This window comes from Helicobacter bizzozeronii, from assembly GCF_900196775.1.
Classification (GTDB): domain Bacteria; phylum Campylobacterota; class Campylobacteria; order Campylobacterales; family Helicobacteraceae; genus Helicobacter; species Helicobacter bizzozeronii.
On the sequence record NZ_FZLB01000051.1, the window covers coordinates 1 to 16,780 of the forward strand.

Consider the following 16,780-nt stretch of genomic DNA (forward strand, 5'->3'; position numbering starts at 1 on the left):
CCCCCCAACAAAACCAACCCCTCTAAAGATTTTATCCACGCCACCACTTTGGCGTATCAACCCCCTAGAAACGGGCTAAATTTGTCCATTAATCTCTTAAAAAAGGCTATTTATGTCAGAAAACCCCCTAAAAACCCAATTTTTAGACTTACTCCAAGATGAAGAGGTGCAAGAGGCAATGTTTGCATGGTTAAAAAAGATGTTTGCAAGCTCCAATGAGGCAGTTTTAGAGCAAATAGAGGCAACAGAGCAAAGAGCGCGCCAAGAAATGCAGAAAGTGCAAGCAGAATTGCAGGGCTATAAAACCCAGCTAGCCACTTTAGAGCAAGACTTGCTCAACCTGCAAGAGGCAGATAGACAAAAGCAAGCTGAATTAGAACACACACACAAGGCATTAAAGCAAGCCCAAGCAGAGTTAGAAAAACACAAGATCAAAGCATATGCATTGTTTTTAACTTTACCTGCCTCTCTCAAGCAGGGGTTAAGCAATCTCTTTAAAGAGGGCGATCCGCTTGCCTTTGTGGTGATTGGCACGCAGGGCAAAAATATTGAAATGCTGTGGGATTACACCAACAACGCCCTTAAGGAAAACAAAGAGGGGGCGCAAATTTTGGTAGAAATCTTTTATAGTCTCTTTGGCTACTATGCAAAAGCCACCCCCTACAAGCTAGACCCCCTAGAAGTGGGGCAAACTTACGACCCCACCAAACACCAACGCCACCACTCTAGCACGCATTCTAGCGGAGCGATTGCAGAGGTGCTCTTACGAGGCTTTAAACACGCTAGAACCGGTGAAGTCAAACGCCAATCTGTGGTGAAAATTTAAAGGAGAATACATGTGGGTATTATTCATTTTGACATTGATGTTAGGTATTGCAACGGCGATGGTAGCACTCAAATTAGCCAAAACAAAGAGAGGGGATTTACAACAGAGGATTAAGGCAGTCTTTATGGAGGCACTTAAGAGTAGCAAACAGGAGGGTGGTGCATCAGGAGAGCAGGTTTTTTTGGTGGTAGCAACAGCTTTAGTGGGTTTGTCAAGTGTGGCTATTATCTTAACCCTCATCTTCAAACTTTGGACAATCGTGGTGGGGGTGTTGGGGGCTTTGATTGTGCTAGCCATAGGGGCGGAATTTTACAGAAGACACAACGATGCCAAGAAAACTATCAGAGCCATCAGGAATCTGTCTGTGGGTGAAGACGACCCTTTAGCAAGAGGAGAAACTAATGCCTTTATCAATACGCTAATCAACGCCGATAAAATCCGTGCGGACATTAAAGAGTATGACTCCAAGATTTTAAGTGATGCTAATCGGGGTTCTTGGGAACTCTGGGATGTGGCGTATTTGTTACAAGGTGGGAAGGTGCGGGTGGGTTTTGAACCCCCCTTAATGGCTAGAAACCCCAAAGCAGATATTAAAGAGGGTGTAGTGGGGATCGACTTTGGAACGACTAGTACCGTGGTGGTTTATCAAACCCAAAACCAAGTCATACCCATGCGTGTGGGCTTGGGGGATTTTTCTGCTAGGATTGAGAAAAACCAGTATGAAAACCCCACTATCATTAGTTTTAATAACTTAACTGGCTTTCTTAAAAGCTACAAAGCCCAAACAGGTCGTCCTAAGACACAATGGAACGATGTGAATGTTTCTCACACCGCCTATAGCGCATTTTTGGGTAGTCCCTCCAGCGAGTATAACGCCTATCTTAGCGAGCTCAAGCAATGGGCAGGCAATAAATACGAAAAATTGCAAATTTTAGACAAGCAAAAAGCACATTTTGAAGTGAAGGGGAGTTTAGATGTAAAAAAAGACGATTTAAACCCCATTGAGCTTTACGCCTACTACTTAGGGCTTTATATCAACAACCAACACCATGGGATTTTTCTAAATTACTTACTTTCTTTCCCCGTAACTTATGAGCTAGAAGTGCGCAACATGATTTTAGAGAGCTTTAAAAAAGGGCTAGCTAAATCTTTACCCAAAGCCCTGCACGATCAAGGCGTAGTCAAGCAACTCAAAGTAGAAGCGGGCGCGAGTGAGCCAGCCGCTTATGCGATCATGGCTTTGGAGGGCTATGGGTTTAACCCGACACAAGAGGAGCGTATTTTCTATGGGGTGTTTGACTTTGGAGGTGGGACTACAGATTTTGACTTTGGTCTGTTTCAAGGTGCGGACGAACATAGTCGCTATGATTACACCTTAGAGCATTTTGGAGGTGGAGGGGATCGCTATTTAGGTGGGGAAAATTTGTTAGAGTTGGCGAGTTTTGAAATCTTTAAGCGCAATAAGGATTTATTGCTAGAAAAACAAATCCCTATTAGAAAACCCGCAGAAGGGGAAGGATTTTTAGGGAGTGAGGTGTTAATCAATAATTCACAAGAGGCGCACACCAACACCAAAAGCCTGATGGAAAAGTTGCGTCCCCTTTGGGAGGGGAGGGATTTTGAAGATGAAGGGGAATTATCTTTAATGCTCTTTGATCGACATGGATCTTCTATACCTGGAGTGAGCCTAGATTTTAGTGCTAGGGAGATATTAGCCTTATTCAAAGAGCGCATCAAAAGAGGGGTGGAGAATTTCTTTTATGATTTTGTGTCCGCCGTAGAGGTGTATTTCGAACAAGGGGGCGATGGGGCGATGGATATTGACACTTTGCATATTTTCTTAGCGGGCAATTCTAGCAAATCCACTTTTGTAGAAGAGCTCTTTTTAGAAAAAATCGCGCAGTTCTCTCAAGAGGGTTTTAACTTCGTCTTGCACAAGCCCTTAGGGGGTACGGATTTGCAAAAACCCAATGGCAAAACGGGCGTGGCTTTTGGGTTGCTAAGGGCACGCAAAGGTGGGACGATTCAGGTCATTGATAGCAATGTCAAACAAAACATTGCTTTTAAATACTATGTGGGCAGGGCACGCAGGGGACAATTTGAAGTTCTGCTTGATAGAAAACAGGCTTACCACACATGGGTAAAATTCATAGATGCTTCAGAAAGCCATTTTGAGCTCTATTACACTTCCCAAGCCAGCGCGAGCACGCAAAACCTGAGTATTAGCGATGGAGCAATCTCTAAAAAGAGCCTAGAAACAGGTATTGCCAATGCGCATGCCTTTGTGTTTGTGCGCTTGGTGAGCCCGAGCGCTTTGGAGTTTGTGGTCGCTACACAAGAGGGGCTAGAGAGTGGGGCGTATCTCAGCGCGCTCAAAAGGGTAGAATTGTAAAATCCGTAAATTAAAGGAGAGTATATGGCGGGCTTTTTAATCGTATATGAAAACCATAAAATTGGGGCAGGAGAGTTTAAACCGGAGGGGTTTGAGGCATTGACACGGCATAACAGCTTGTGGCAGGACTTCAAGCCCTACTTTTGGGAGTGGCTAGCAGAGAAGGCACACCTAGAGCCTAACCAAGCGCATGCTTTTGTGATTTTAAGCGATCAAACCCTAGAAATCCCCAGCCATTTATCCATTGCCCCCCATTTTGATCTCAAGCTAGAGGGTTTGAATCAAGCCCTAGCTTATTTCTTTGCAAGAACGATTCCAGCACATTTGCAGCTGCACACACACCCGGCTAGTCTTGCCTTGGATCGCAATGCCCTAGAAATCCCTAAGGATAACAAGGGAGAGAAAATCCCCGATCACCGGTGCGGTCCCTTGATCTTACTTGCGCGCAAACTCCGCGCCAACAAGGAGAACCCATGAGTTAGAACATGCAAACACGCAGAACTAAACAACAAAACTTTTTGGAAAGGAAACAGATGGTTGGCTATGAATTGATTTTACGCATTAAAGATGAACAAGGGCATTTGCATGAGGTCGTGCATAAAACAGGTAGGTTTGGCAATGGGGAGGCAGTGGTGTCGAAACACCCAGAACTATCAAGATCATGTTCCATGAGCTTGGGGCAAACCCATCAAGACACCACGAATGACCTTAAACACCAAACAGAACCGCAAAAGGCAGAAGGATACCAGCAACCTGATCAAGGAAGCTTGGTAAAGTTAGAAAAAGTACGCAAGGCTGTTAGGCGTATCTTAACGGAGTTGGGCATCTGCAGTGAGGAGTTAGAACAAGAGGAGTTAGAGGCACAGATTCAAGAGGCGTTCCAATGCCTAAAAAATCGCCAAAACACGCAAGCACAAAACACACAAAAGGCACTAGAAGAAGTGCTAAATACCCTAGCCTTAGAGCTAGAAATGGAGGACTGGGAGGAAAAGGACGACATGGCAAACAAAAAGAGAAAACTCAAGGACAAGATCAAAAAACTCAAGGAGGAGTGCAAAGAGTGGAAGGATAAAGCGGGCAAAGTTAGCGGGCTGAAGGGCGATCTAGAAATGGCAGAAGCTGAGGTAAAGAGACTAGAAGGAGAGTTGGGCGAGCGTGATCGTAAGATTATCGAACTTAGAACGGAAAGCAGAACCTTTGAAACCCAAGCCAAAACGCTACAGACACAAAAAGAGGACGCAGAAGGCGAAAGAAACAGGTTGCAAAAGGAAAAAGAGCAACTCGATATCGATTACCAAACCCTGAAAGACGAAAGAGATGAGCTACAAGCCAAACTAGATAAGGAGGAGCAAAAAGTCAAGGACAAAGACCAAGAAGTCGCTGATGCGCAAAAACAGGCACAAGCTTATAAGGATTTTGAGCCCCTCAAAGAGCTCTTTGAGATCGCCAAGCAAGGCTCTATCCCCTCTCTAGTGGTGCGCCATTTAGAGGAGTTCCTCTATGACATCTATGCGGACTTGGATTATACCCTAGACACACTCGCTAAGGATATTGCGGAACAATGTAGCAAGAATAAGGGGGATTTGGATAACCCCCAGCTCCAAGAATTTTTTGATACCCTCTTTGGATTAGTGGGCGAAAAAATGGGGCTGGAACGCCTGAGAGTGCAAGAGGGGGAGAGTTATAACTCGGGGCTCTGCCGCAAACTCGATCAGAGCATGCCCACTCAAGGTAAAATCACCCAAGTGCATTTTCAAGGCTATAAGCAAAAGGGCAAGGTCAAGCACGCCAGCTCTGTGAGCGTGAAGTAATCAAAACACAAATCAACACAAAGGACAACTATGAACATGAAAACAAGATTGAGCGTTAAAAATCTAGCCTTACCTAGCAACCACCCCCTAGCTAAGGAGTTTAGAAAAATCGCCAAAGCGCATAATCAGGACTTGAAAAACGCGCTAGCCGAGGCACAAAGAAAAGTGCAGGATTTAAAAGAGGGCTATGTCAAGTTCCAAGCCGATCTTAGCGATGAGGAACGGGAACGCTTTGTGCGCTTGGTAAAGATCATCTCCAATGTCAAACCCGAAGATGATTGCATCGGTTCGCCTGAGTTTTTGAGCTATGTTAAGGAAATGCAAACATGGGAGAGGGGCAAAACCCCCTTTATCTCCAAGCAGTTTGTAGACACCCTAGAGCAGATCACTAACCACGCCACTATCCATGTCCCCACCCAAGATTTTAGCGAGTGGCTTTTAAAAGTGGATCACCGCGCCATTGGGATGCACCCCTACTCTCTGTCTTTGTTAGAAGATCCTAACCAAGGGCATTGGGACATTTACCCCTTTGCACAAGAGGGCAAGAAAAACAAGGCGATCAACTTTGAGCTAGACAAGGAATTGAACGCGCGCCACCCCAGCGTGGACATCAAACACAGCGAAGTCGCCATTGACTTTGGCACTAAAAGCACCACTGCCGCATATTTGGACGATTCGGGCAGAAAAACCCTCATTTCCATTGGCACCCAAGAAGCCTTTAAGGAAGTGAGCGATAAGGATTTTGAAAACCCCACCATCATTGAGTTCCGCCGCCACCAAAAATTCTTAAACGACTATGGCGCGCTAGAACACCGCCCCTTTACAGAAGTGAATGACCTCACCACCGCCCACACCGCCTTTAACGAGTTTAAAGAAGCAAAGGGGAATGACTACTACCGCTTTTTTTACAAACTCAAACAATGGGCAGGCACAGCGCACTATGAGATCCGCTTAAAAGACCTAGATTATCTCAACGATGGGCGCACATGGGATTTGGGCAACTTCATGGCATGCACGAACAATGACCCCATTGAGTTTTATGCTTACATTTTGGGGCGCTATATCAACAACATGAATAGCGGGGTGCATTTGAAATACTTTCTCTCCTACCCGGTTAAATACGAGAAAGAGCAAGCCGAAAAAATCCGCCAAAGTTTTGAAAAGGGTTTGAGAAAATCCCTACCCAATGGGGTGTTTGATGAGGACAAACACCAATTAAGCGTGGAGCTTAGGGCTAGTGAGCCGGCTGCCTATGCGATCACCGCTTTACAAGCCTTTGGATTTGCGCGCCCAGATTGTGGCATTGTCAATTATGGGGTGTTTGATTTTGGGGGCGGGACAACAGATTTTGACTTTGGCATTTGGGAGAGGAGCGCAGAAAAAGCCTTTGGCTTTGACATCTCCCACTTTGGAGCGGAGGGGATGAAATATCTAGGCGGGGAAAATCTCTTGGAATTGCTTGCCTCTAAGGTCTTTGAGGAGCCAGAAAACTTTTCGCAGTTGCTAAGCAAGCAAATCGCCATTGCCACCCCCAATTATGAGGGCGTGGACTCGGCAGCACTCAGGGGGCTTTTGGATAATTCACGCGAGGGCAAGCGCAATTTACAAGACTTGGTAGAGTATCTGCGCGGCTTTGTGGAGGGCTTGCAAGAAGATCATTTGGATGACGAACTAGAGAAGGAGACCAAAAAAATCCAACTTTTGGATAAGAATGGAGCTAGGCATGCGATTGAGCTCAAAATCGACTATGCCAAATTGCTCCGCATTCTCAAAGAGGAAATTGGCAAGGGAGTAGATAACTTCTTCCACGCCTTAGAGCTTGCCTCCAAAAAGATGAAAAAATTGAACAAATTGCACATTTTCTTAGGCGGGAATACCAGCCGTTCACCCATTGTCAAAGAGCTGTTCTTAGAACACATTGAAAAGGAAAAGGCGCGCTACAAGGAATACCAAGCAAGCGTGGTGGGCACACAGGAGAGCGAGGAAATGGACTTTGAGCTCTACCCACCCCTAGGCACACCAGAAGCCGATGAAAAAATCAAGCAACTCACCGGTCGGAATCCAGAGCAAAAAAGCCACTTCAAACCCACTTGTAAAACCGGCGTGGTTTTTGGGCTACTAGATAGCCGCCCACGCCCAAGGGGGATTCGCGTGTTGCAAGAAAGAGAATCAGAGGAAGGACCTAAGTTTAAATTCCACTTGGGTATTGATGATTACGGCTTGTTTAAAGTGGAGATCAGCCGTGATCGCATTAAAGTGGGCGAGTGGGTAGACTTTTTAGACTATGTCATGGCAGATACCTTAGAATTTAACTACACCGACAAGCCCAAAGCCTTCTCAAGCGATTTCCCTATCCACGAGGCTAAACGGCGTTCTGTGCGTCTAGATCGCTACTACGATGAAACCCATCAGGTGAAAGTTTGTGCGGTGAATGCGAGCACGCTCAAGGTGGGCGTTTTCTCTGGTGATGGGGAATTGCTTTTTGAAAGCCCCGACATCCATTTAGATTAAGGAGTGGCCATGCAATATGCTTATATGTTTGTGTTGCTAGATGATCGCGTGTGTGTCTTTAGATACACTGATAAGGGCATCGTGAGTCTCAACCGCCAAAAAGCGCATTTTGAGGACATTGAGCCGAATTTTTGGGAAGCCTTTGAGGAACACTACAACATTGACCCCAACGCCCCCAAAGACTACGCCTTTGCCTGGATCAACAAAGTGGGTAAGCATACAATCGTGTTAAACAGCCCCCATTTTAAAGAACGCTTGGAAAAGAGTGTATGGAATGCTAGAAGCGTGCGTGTGGTGCTAGACCTCTTGAATATGGATTGTCATTTGAAATGCAGTGTAGAGGATTTTGCCGGCAACAAGCTAGAAGATGGCAATTTATGGCTCTCCACCAATGTGGATTTAAGCAAACAGTGCACCCCTCAGGTGCGCTTAGAGGAGCCAGAGGAGGAGCCCAAAGACCTTAGTGGAATCCAAAGATTCCACCAAGAGAATCTCAAGCCATATGAAGATGCCCTAAAAGGCAAGCGCACACCCAAACCAGAAGTGCCGGTGCAAGAGGCGCGCAGGACGGATAGGAAGTTTTCCACTCAGGGGGACACCAAACCCCACGGGCTAGAGGACAATCAATAATAAAGTGGTGGTTGGGCGGGATGGAGAAAAAATTTAAAACAAAGGAACACAATGGCACAAGCAGTGATTAACCCCGATGAAACAGAGGATTTTACCAACCATCTACAGCGTTTCATGGACGATCTCAACGACATGGTCAATGATCTCAACACACATTTCCGCACACTAGGAGAGACTTGGGCGGACCCCAAGTATTTGGAGTTTGAAGAAGTGCTTAAGGATTTAGAAGCGTTTTTAAAACGCTTTGATGCCGAAGCCACCGAACAAGTGCGCTGGCTCAGGCGCAAAATCCAAGAAGCTAGAGAGTATCTAGGGCGCTAACATGCCAGTCCAAGTCGATACGCAGGAGGTGCGCCAAGTCATCGCACAGGTGCGCTTTTTTAGAGACGGGTTGCACCAAAAAACCCGTAACTTTTTGCAAGAATTGCAGGAATATTACGAGGCGATCTGTAAGGAATGTCTTGACACTAGAAGGTTGTTAGAGGAGGCTAGGGCGGGGCTAGAGGATGCTAGAAAAACTGAGGAGTATCGCAAATATTTGCTTATGCTTGCATGGCTAACTCCGGAACCTTGGACTATGGCGGCCGTAGCCGCGGCTACGGCCGCCCTGACCATAGCCACTAATAAGCGCAAACAATGGGAAGAAAAAGTTGCTCTGCTCGAACAGGCTTTAGAGATTTATACCGAGCAGATCAAGCGCATCGAGAGTCAAATTTTGGAGGAAACCTACCAGCAAAGCAAGAGCTTGTTACTTGCCTATGATGAAGAGCATAACGAGCTCTGCCGGCGCTCTAATGAAGCAGCTAGCATTATAGAGGAGCAATACAGCATTCCTCCGCCCCAAACACAACAACTTTCTGAGTATTGGCAAGAATTGCGCCAACAATTAGAACCCGCTTTGCAAGAAGCCAAAATCCAGGCGGCTAATACCAAGTATCAAGAATTTTTAGAGGAGCACAAGGAAGAGTTTATTGCAAGTACAGACAATGCCTTTCAAGTTGACTTTAGCGAGCTGAATCTCCCCCTTTTCCCCGCCGTTTTTTCCACCACCATAGGTTTAGAACACTTGGGAGAGGAAAAACCCATGTTGGCTTTCCGCGCGCTCAAAGCCTTACAAAAAGCCCTAGAAGAACGCCCCTCTTTACAAGAACTCTTCAATGAGGAGGAGCAATTACAAATCAACAAGGGCATCACCCCTAAGGGTTATTTATGGCATTTTGATGGCAACCCACCTTTAGGCACAATGCAATTAGTGCGTGAAGAAATTCTACTCAAAGTCCCCCACACGAAAGGATACCCACTATGGAAACAAATAGCCCCACAACTCAATACCTAAATTGGGATTTTGTGATCCCCTTACAAGAGGAAAGCTTGCAAGCCGCTCAAGAGTTTTGCCACCAAAATTTTAGCCCGGCGTTTGTAGAATTTCTCAAACAGACTAACAACGCGATCCCCCCCAAGCGCAGTTTTTCCATCGGTAGTAACACTTACCACTTTAAAAATGTGCTCAACTTCAACACAGAGGGCAAATGTCTTTTCGTGTTTTTCATGGATACGCTCAAGGAGCATTTGCAAGAGGGGGAGATTGTCTTTGGGAGCGATGGCTATGGAGGTTACTACTTGCTAGACAACACGACCCAAAAAGTCTTATTTTTGGACACAGACACCTACACAAAAACCCCCTTATTGGTTTTTGAAATGTTTGTCAAAAAACTAGAGAGTTAGGGAGCATACATGCATTATGATGGTATCACGGCGTTTTTGCAGAGTTTAGAAACGCAATTTTTAGAGGCGATGAATGACGAGTTAGGGCATAAACTAAGTGTGGAAGTCTTTCACCCCATGTGCAATTTGACCAATCACTTGGAAAATTTGGAATATGAAATCCGCAACACCAAACAGATCATTGAAAATCGCCTAGATGAAGCTAGGGATTTGGTCAAGCGCGCCCAGAGTATCAACCCGTGAGGGAAAACATGGATTGTCGTCCTAACAATTTGGATCGCACGCTCTAACTTTCTGAGTGTTTGGTTTAGGCGGTTAGCATGCCCGTTAAAATAGATACAGAGCAGGCATGCCAAGCCATCACGCAGGTGTGCTTTTTTAGAGATGACCTGCACCAAAAAAGACATGATTTTTTGCAGGAATTGCAGGAATACTATGAGGCCATATGCGAGGAAAAACGCAACACGGAGAATCTCTTAGGACAAGCTAGAGAGGGACTAGCAGCAGCTAGAGCTTATGAGGCAGCCTGCGAAGCGGCTTTGGCCATGGCTGATGAAGAAGATGAGGCAGCAGCAGAGGCAGATCTTGCAGAGGCGATCGCCATACGCGAACAATGGGAGCAAAAAGTCGCCCTTTTAGAACAAGCCCTAGAGATCTATACAGAGCAGGTTAAACGCATTGAGACCCAAATCTTGCAGGAAACCTACCAACAAAGCAAGAGCTTGTTACTTGCCTATAACAAAGAACATAGCCAGCTGTGTCGGCGCTCCAGTCAGGCTATCAACATCATTGAAAAACAATATAACAGACCCCCACCCATGCCACCACCCGGACTCCAGGCCTTGTTTGCGCGCCTAGAAGCCTTACAAAAACGCCTAGACCCCAAGTTTAAGATAACTCAAATCCAAATGGCAAATGAAAACTACAAGGAGTTTTTACAAAGGCATAAGGAAAGTTTTGTCGCAAAAAGCTCTGACATTCCTTGGAGTGAGTGGAATCTCCCCCTTTTCCCCGCCGTTTTTTCCACGACCATAGGTTTAGAACACTTGGGAGAGGAAAAACCCATGTTGGCTTTCCGCGCGCTCAAAGCCCTACAAAAAGCCTTGGAGGAACGCCCCTCTTTACAAGAACTCTTCAATGAGGAGGAGCAATTACAAATCAACAAGGGCATCACCCCTAAGGGTTATTTATGGCATTTTGATGGCAACCCACCTTTAGGCACAATGCAATTAGTGCGTGAAGAAATTCTCCTCAAAGTCCCCCACACGAAAGGATACCCACTATGGCAGAGTACAGCAGAACAACTTAAAACGGGGATTTTATGATCCCCTTGCAAGCAGAGAGACTCAAGGCTACACAAGCCAGCCTTGCACACACCAATTTTATACCCAATACCAATTTTCAAGGAAAAACATGGACACTATTTTACAAGATTTAGATCGGGCTCTTAAGGGCGTGCGCTATGAAAACGCGCCCATGTCTAGGATTCAAGAGAATTTACACAGGGTGCAGGATCGCATTAAGGAGGTGCGTGCGATTCAACCCCAACTGGGCGGAGAATTGCATGCCAACCATGGCAAACAATACCCGGACTTTTTGGCTGTGGGCTTGTATGAAGTACGCGATGCGCATGCCAATGAGAGTTTTGAGCCCTTTTATACGCCCAAATCCTATGCCTTCCCACCTCCTACCCTTTATGGAGATAGCGAACAAACCCCGCGTTTTATGCGCGAAGCTCTGATGCGCTTGATCTCAGCCGTACCCCTCACACATTTAGAAGTGGTCTTGGTAGATGCGCTCAGTCTTGGGGGCATTTTTGCCCTAGCACGAAGATTGCTTAAAAAAGACAACGACTTCATCTACAAACAAAAGATTCTCACAGAGGGTGATGAGATCAAAGAAGCTTTAAAAAGCCTTTACAGCTACCTGAAAGTCAATCTACAAGAGAAATTGGCCAATTACAAGGATTTCATGCATTTTAACCGCAATAATCCGGACATTTTGGAAGTACGCGCCTTGTTTTTGAGCGGGGTAGATGCCCTGGATAGTGAAAGTTTGCGCTATTTGCAAAAAATTGTGCGCTATGGGCCGGCTAATGGGGTGCTGTGTTTTATTTACAGCGCACAAGAGGGCGAAGCATCCACAGGATTAAAAGCCCTGCAACAATGTTTATACAACTACGCAGAGAATTTCCAAGCCGTGCCCCCCCATTTAGAACAACTCAATGTGCAAGTGGTACACGATTTTAGCGTAGCGCAAGAACATTTAAACGCTTTTGCACACGCCGTGCAACAATACTACATCGAACGCAAACAGGTCAAACGCGAAATCGATGCGCTACAAAGACCCCAAGAGTTTTGGAGTAGAAACAGCACCTTTATTGTGAGTGTGCCCATTGGCTGGGATAGCGATCATAGGGAAGTGCTCTTTGAGATTGGGGGCGATCAAACCCAACACCACACTTTGGTATGCGGGCGTAGCGGGAGTGGGAAGTCTAACTTTTTGAATGTGCTGATTCAAAATCTTGCCTATTATTATTCTCCAGATGAATTACGCCTCTTCTTGCTGGATTACAAAGAAGGCGTGGAGTTTAACGCCTATGCTAACCCCGTTTTAGAACATGCCATGCTGGTGAGCGTGCAATCTTCTGTGCCCTATGGGATCACTTTTTTGGAGTGGCTCAATGGGGAAATGACACGCCGATCAGAGATATTCAAGGCAAGCGGAGTCAAGGACTTTAAAGGCTATCGCCACGATAGCAAACAATCTTTGCCTAGAATGGTGGTGATTATCGATGAATTTCAAGTGCTCTTTGCAGAGGGCATGGGCAAGGAAAGCGACCGGGTGAGCCAATTACTCAACGCCTTACTCAAAAAAGGGCGTAGTTATGGAATCCATTTGATCTTTTCAACCCAAACTATGCGCGGGAGCGCGATCCCAGTATCTATGAAAGCCCAGATAGGTAACCGCGTGGCGTTGGCAATGGACGCAGAGGACAGCGCATCGGTTTTAGCCAATGATGCTGCTTGTGCGCTTAAGGGAAGCCCAGAGGGGATTTACAATGACAATGGCGGGCATCCTATCTACCATGTGCACATGACTATCCCCTATGCTGCCAACGAAAAATTACCTGCTTTTATCCAAAAAACAAACCAAGCCGCCTTAGAACAAGGCATGCAAAAAGTTTCCCATAAGCTCTACAATGGCGAAACTCTCATTGACATGCCCACAGATTTAAAAGTGCAGGGATTGGCATTGCAACTTGGCGTAGATGTGGATTATGAGCAAAAAGAATTCGTCTTAGAATTTGCCAACACCAGCCAATCCCATTTGTTAGTGGTGAGCAATGATTTAGAAGCCCAAATTACATGGCTGAAGATGATTGGCAAAAACTTGCAAACTTTGGGCAAGAAACTTTACTACTATAACGCCAGCAAGCAAATTGCTAGCCGCATGGCAGAATTGCAACATTATGGCATTGTGGCTACCCACACCAGCGCGCAACTTTTTGAGGAAAATGTCGCTCCGGGGAGTTTTATCCTCATCGATTCTTTAGATGAGGCTCAGGATTTGCATAGCAAAAAAACCGGTCTAGCCCAATGGCAGGCGTTTTTAGAGTTGGCGATGGACAATGAACAACATTTCATCGTCTTTGCTAGCAATTTGAAAAAGATCACCAGTAATTTTGAACTCAAGCCCATGTTGGATTTCTTCCGCTACAGCGTGGTGTTCAAAAGCAACAAAGACAGCCTAGAGAAGGCGACTTCTGCAGAAATCAGAGCCGAGTTACACCCTCTGAATGCGCGTTTTTTTGACAAAGCCAACGGTCTTTATAGGGATTTTAGACCCTATAAAGTCTAAGTATTTGTAGCCCCTAAAAGGGGTGTTGGTAGAAAACTTATAGGTGTTTTTATTGAGAACATTATATTACAAATAGGCAGAGTGGCGTGCTTTTCGTAGAACTGGATTTGCAAGGATACTCTTCAGAGGGTATTCTTAGAGGTTTTTTAGAGCGAAAGTTTTGTCTATAGATGATTGAGAGGAAGCAAATGTCTGAAAACTGGTATGCTATTGGCCATGCTGTGCAGGGCAGAGGACATGAACTAGAGACCCCACCTATTCCATGTCAGGATAAATTCTATCCTCCTGAGCCCACGACCTACAATATGCCCGGCGAAATAGCTGTGATCGCCCTTGCCGATGGGGCGGACTTAGCTAGGTTTTCCCATTTGGGCGCACAGAAAACGATAGAGGTTGTAGCGCGAGACCTGCGCGAAAACTTCACGCATTATTTTAATATGGCACGCTCTGAAGAGACCAGTAGTGCGATTTTGGAGCGTGTAATACAAGCCTTACAAGAGCTTTCGGTAGAAACGGCAAATACGCTCCAGCACAATAAAAGCGATGTTGAAAGCATTTTACAGGCTATTTTAGAGGAAGTGCGCGCAGTGCAAGACTGGCAAGAAACATGGCACTTGCCTCTATTGGACACCACGCAAACCCTCCAAAAACGCTTGCAGACAGATCAGGAACAAAGGCATAATGCCCAAGAACCGATCTTAAATGCCCTGACAGGTATTAAAACTGAGATTGGAGCATTGCAAGAGGCGTTTCAAGGCAAGGATTACCAGCTTGAGTTTAGCGCACTTGAAAACACGCTTAAAGATTTGAAAAGCAAGGTCGCAGAGATGCACTGCACGCTTCAAAGTCCCCAAGAAAGCCCCATTCTTGAATCAAAATACCAAGCGATCGTGCTGGGCATAGGAATAGAAGTAACTAAAATTAAGAATGGAGGGTGGTTTAAGAGATTGTGGCGTTGGCTCTTTGGCTCTAAAGCCCAAAAACAAGCACAGCATAAACTCCAAGCCCTGAAAGATGCACTTGCTTCAAGTGCTTCTCTTCAATTTAAGCCATGGACTCATACCCTTCCAAAAAATTTAAAAGATTTCCATTTGGAGGATGTGCGAACAGAGATGAAGGCTCATCAAGACATACTTGAGTGGAATGTTTCCCAATGTTTTAAAGATTTCAGATTACTGCTAAAAGAGATAGGAGATGTGTCGTTTGAAAATTGGGATGAGAAACATTTAAAATCTTTGTTTCAAGTTATGGCAACTACCCGCACCAAACACCAAGAAAATCGCGAACAGCTTAAAGCACAGATCAAGCAAGCCAACACCCATCTACACATTTACCAACAACAACTCTTAGATGAGATTCGCATTAAAGAGCAAGAATGCGTGTCGTTAATGACGCGTTTTGTAGAAATTAAGCATGGTACTTTGCACTTAGAGGAGAATTTACAATGCGCCCTAAACAAACTGGCGGAGAAAGTCCAAACCCTAAATGCCCCTTATACTTTGCAAAATTTGCGCGATGTCTTGCTTGCACTCCAAAAAGAGAATTTGCAACAATATTCCAAACTTTATGAAGACTATGCCACGCAGAGCGCGCAAGTTAAAAATGCCTTTGAAAACTTAAAAGCAAGTTTGCCACACGCCAACGCTTCGCAGCAGCCATGTAGCCAAGATATTCTCAATGCGCCCAAACACACCGCTCTTTTAGATTATATCAACACTCTAGAAACACAGACGCGGGATTTTCAAAGCATGCAAGAGCGTTTAGAACAATGCCAAACTATCCATCAAGAGGCTGTGGCACTAGAGAAAGTTTTACGCCAAGACTTGGCTGCGTTGGTTATGGGCTATGCGACCCTGCAGCCTTCTATCTACACCCTCCAAGCCCAGTCCCTTTATCATATCCAAGACCTAGATTCACTGGATGTTGCCTTCGTGCAATCTTGTTTGCAACGCCTAGAACAACACTTGCGCACAGAACAAGAACTCTTAGAGCGCTTACAAAGAGAGTTGCAAGAATCTTCATCTCCTGCTCCGCACTTTAATTTCACACTCCCAACTCTTTTACAAAGACTCCAACAAGCTATCCAAAATAAAGCCTGTGATTTGCACGATTTTGCTTCCACCTTACTTGTGACAGCTATTGATGGCGATCAATTCTTATTATTGCATTTGGGCGATGGAGTCTGTGGGGTGTTAAAGGATCGCCAATTAGTGGTCGCAAACTATCCTGAAAATGGTAAATTTGACAATGAAGCTATTTTTACCACTTCTAAAAATGCCCCTTTGAGTGCTAAAGTGTTTAAAGGCAAGTTGAGCGATAAAAACTTTACGGGCTTTGTGCTGATGTCTAAAGGAGCGAGCGAATTCTTTTACCACGATAAAGAAGACGCCCTAGTAACCGCATTGCAAGATTATATGAATGTCGCGCGTGCACCTGGCATGTATCATGGAGTGCAGGATTCTCTAAAAGCTCTCCTAGAAACGCGCGTTAGAGAAAAGACCTTTGATGATTGCAGTGTGGTGATGCTTGTCAAGCAGAGTATGGAACCCTTAAGCGAATCAGAGCAGAGGTTAAAAACGCAGATGGAAACAATCAGTAACGATGGATAGGGCGAGATTTTAGCTCTACATCTAAGATTTATGATTGCTGTTGCCATTGGTTCTCCCTTATTAGATTTTTGTCAAGGTTGCTAACCCGGGATTTTCAAGGTGTTTGTTTTAGGATTATATTTACACCATTATCAAAAGCCGACAAGAGCACCGAGTTGCACATTATCCAAAAAGCCACCTGTCTAGTGCCCTCCAGCACCATATCCTTAAAAGATTTGCGTTATTTGAGTGCTAGGCGCAAAGTGGGTAACCAGTTCACCAGCGAACTAATTGGCTATCTCACCCCCAAAAAGGGCCATAAGCTCTTAGTTAGCCTCTTAGTGCCCTTGGAGTGGTTTATGCGCTATTCTTGGGCGATTTTCCCCAAGCTCAAGGACTGCAGGGGGCTTATTAGCGATAACGCCCAAGAGGGGCA

The 16,780-nt window shown here is 45.3% G+C and carries 14 protein-coding genes; all 14 read left to right on the plus strand.

The window, feature by feature from the left end; all coding sequences use genetic code 11:
• The first annotated feature begins 112 nt into the window (after window positions 1-112).
• Window positions 113-826 carry an efflux RND transporter periplasmic adaptor subunit gene (locus C5684_RS06300; RefSeq protein ID WP_104639772.1) on the plus strand — a complete coding sequence of 238 codons (714 nt, stop codon included), beginning with the start codon at window positions 113-115 and terminating at the stop codon, window positions 824-826.
• Between the two features lie 10 nt (window positions 827-836).
• The gene (locus C5684_RS06305; protein WP_233708681.1) at window positions 837-3,218 is read left to right on the plus strand and encodes an Hsp70 family protein; all 2,382 of its coding nucleotides are present in this window, start codon (window positions 837-839) and stop codon (window positions 3,216-3,218) included.
• Between the two features lie 24 nt (window positions 3,219-3,242).
• The gene (locus C5684_RS06310; protein ID WP_006016268.1) at window positions 3,243-3,695 is read left to right on the plus strand and encodes a hypothetical protein; all 453 of its coding nucleotides are present in this window, start codon (window positions 3,243-3,245) and stop codon (window positions 3,693-3,695) included.
• Between the two features lie 56 nt (window positions 3,696-3,751).
• Window positions 3,752-5,029, plus strand: a complete 1,278-nt coding sequence (locus tag C5684_RS06315) for a coiled-coil domain-containing protein (protein WP_233708682.1) — start codon at window positions 3,752-3,754, stop codon at window positions 5,027-5,029.
• A 36-nt stretch (window positions 5,030-5,065) separates the two neighbouring features.
• Window positions 5,066-7,540 carry a hypothetical protein gene (locus C5684_RS06320; protein WP_233708683.1) on the plus strand — a complete coding sequence of 825 codons (2,475 nt, stop codon included), beginning with the start codon at window positions 5,066-5,068 and terminating at the stop codon, window positions 7,538-7,540.
• A 9-nt stretch (window positions 7,541-7,549) separates the two neighbouring features.
• Window positions 7,550-8,170, plus strand: a complete 621-nt coding sequence (locus C5684_RS06325) for a hypothetical protein (protein ID WP_104639774.1) — start codon at window positions 7,550-7,552, stop codon at window positions 8,168-8,170.
• A gap of 51 nt (window positions 8,171-8,221) precedes the next feature.
• Window positions 8,222-8,491, plus strand: a complete 270-nt coding sequence (locus C5684_RS06330) for a hypothetical protein (protein WP_006016260.1) — start codon at window positions 8,222-8,224, stop codon at window positions 8,489-8,491.
• Window position 8,492: 1 nt separating this feature from the next.
• Entirely contained in the window at window positions 8,493-9,506 is a 1,014-nt protein-coding gene (locus tag C5684_RS06335) for an HNH endonuclease (RefSeq protein ID WP_104639775.1), read from the plus strand.
• Complete coding sequence (locus tag C5684_RS06340; RefSeq protein WP_104639776.1) at window positions 9,473-9,895, plus strand: SMI1/KNR4 family protein; 423 nt, start codon at window positions 9,473-9,475, stop codon at window positions 9,893-9,895. The genes C5684_RS06335 and C5684_RS06340 overlap by 34 nt, the downstream gene beginning before the upstream one ends.
• A 9-nt stretch (window positions 9,896-9,904) precedes the next feature.
• Entirely contained in the window at window positions 9,905-10,138 is a 234-nt protein-coding gene (locus tag C5684_RS06345) for a hypothetical protein (protein ID WP_104628812.1), read from the plus strand.
• A gap of 77 nt (window positions 10,139-10,215) precedes the next feature.
• Complete coding sequence (locus C5684_RS06350) at window positions 10,216-11,220, plus strand: HNH endonuclease (RefSeq protein WP_104639777.1); 1,005 nt, start codon at window positions 10,216-10,218, stop codon at window positions 11,218-11,220.
• Window positions 11,221-11,308: 88 nt separating this feature from the next.
• Window positions 11,309-13,756, plus strand: a complete 2,448-nt coding sequence (locus C5684_RS06355; RefSeq protein WP_104639778.1) for an FtsK/SpoIIIE domain-containing protein — start codon at window positions 11,309-11,311, stop codon at window positions 13,754-13,756.
• 188 nt (window positions 13,757-13,944) lie between these two features.
• Window positions 13,945-16,365 carry a protein phosphatase 2C domain-containing protein gene (locus C5684_RS06360; protein ID WP_094185681.1) on the plus strand — a complete coding sequence of 807 codons (2,421 nt, stop codon included), beginning with the start codon at window positions 13,945-13,947 and terminating at the stop codon, window positions 16,363-16,365.
• A gap of 155 nt (window positions 16,366-16,520) precedes the next feature.
• Window positions 16,521-16,780, plus strand: a 260-nt coding sequence (locus C5684_RS06365) for a hypothetical protein (protein ID WP_104639779.1), incomplete at its 3' end; no start/stop codon positions are given.

Coding starts and splice junctions, on each gene's coding strand:
- C5684_RS06305 (WP_233708681.1), top strand. CDS start 837: ATGTGGGTATTATTCATTTTGACATTGATGTTAGGTATTGCAACGGCG.
- C5684_RS06310 (WP_006016268.1), top strand. CDS start 3,243: ATGGCGGGCTTTTTAATCGTATATGAAAACCATAAAATTGGGGCAGGA.
- C5684_RS06325 (WP_104639774.1), top strand. CDS start 7,550: ATGCAATATGCTTATATGTTTGTGTTGCTAGATGATCGCGTGTGTGTC.
- C5684_RS06320 (WP_233708683.1), top strand. CDS start 5,066: ATGAAAACAAGATTGAGCGTTAAAAATCTAGCCTTACCTAGCAACCAC.
- C5684_RS06315 (WP_233708682.1), top strand. CDS start 3,752: ATGGTTGGCTATGAATTGATTTTACGCATTAAAGATGAACAAGGGCAT.
- C5684_RS06330 (WP_006016260.1), top strand. CDS start 8,222: ATGGCACAAGCAGTGATTAACCCCGATGAAACAGAGGATTTTACCAAC.
- C5684_RS06345 (WP_104628812.1), top strand. CDS start 9,905: ATGCATTATGATGGTATCACGGCGTTTTTGCAGAGTTTAGAAACGCAA.
- C5684_RS06360 (WP_094185681.1), top strand. CDS start 13,945: ATGTCTGAAAACTGGTATGCTATTGGCCATGCTGTGCAGGGCAGAGGA.
- C5684_RS06340 (WP_104639776.1), top strand. CDS start 9,473: ATGGAAACAAATAGCCCCACAACTCAATACCTAAATTGGGATTTTGTG.
- C5684_RS06300 (WP_104639772.1), top strand. CDS start 113: ATGTCAGAAAACCCCCTAAAAACCCAATTTTTAGACTTACTCCAAGAT.
- C5684_RS06355 (WP_104639778.1), top strand. CDS start 11,309: ATGGACACTATTTTACAAGATTTAGATCGGGCTCTTAAGGGCGTGCGC.
- C5684_RS06350 (WP_104639777.1), top strand. CDS start 10,216: ATGCCCGTTAAAATAGATACAGAGCAGGCATGCCAAGCCATCACGCAG.
- C5684_RS06335 (WP_104639775.1), top strand. CDS start 8,493: ATGCCAGTCCAAGTCGATACGCAGGAGGTGCGCCAAGTCATCGCACAG.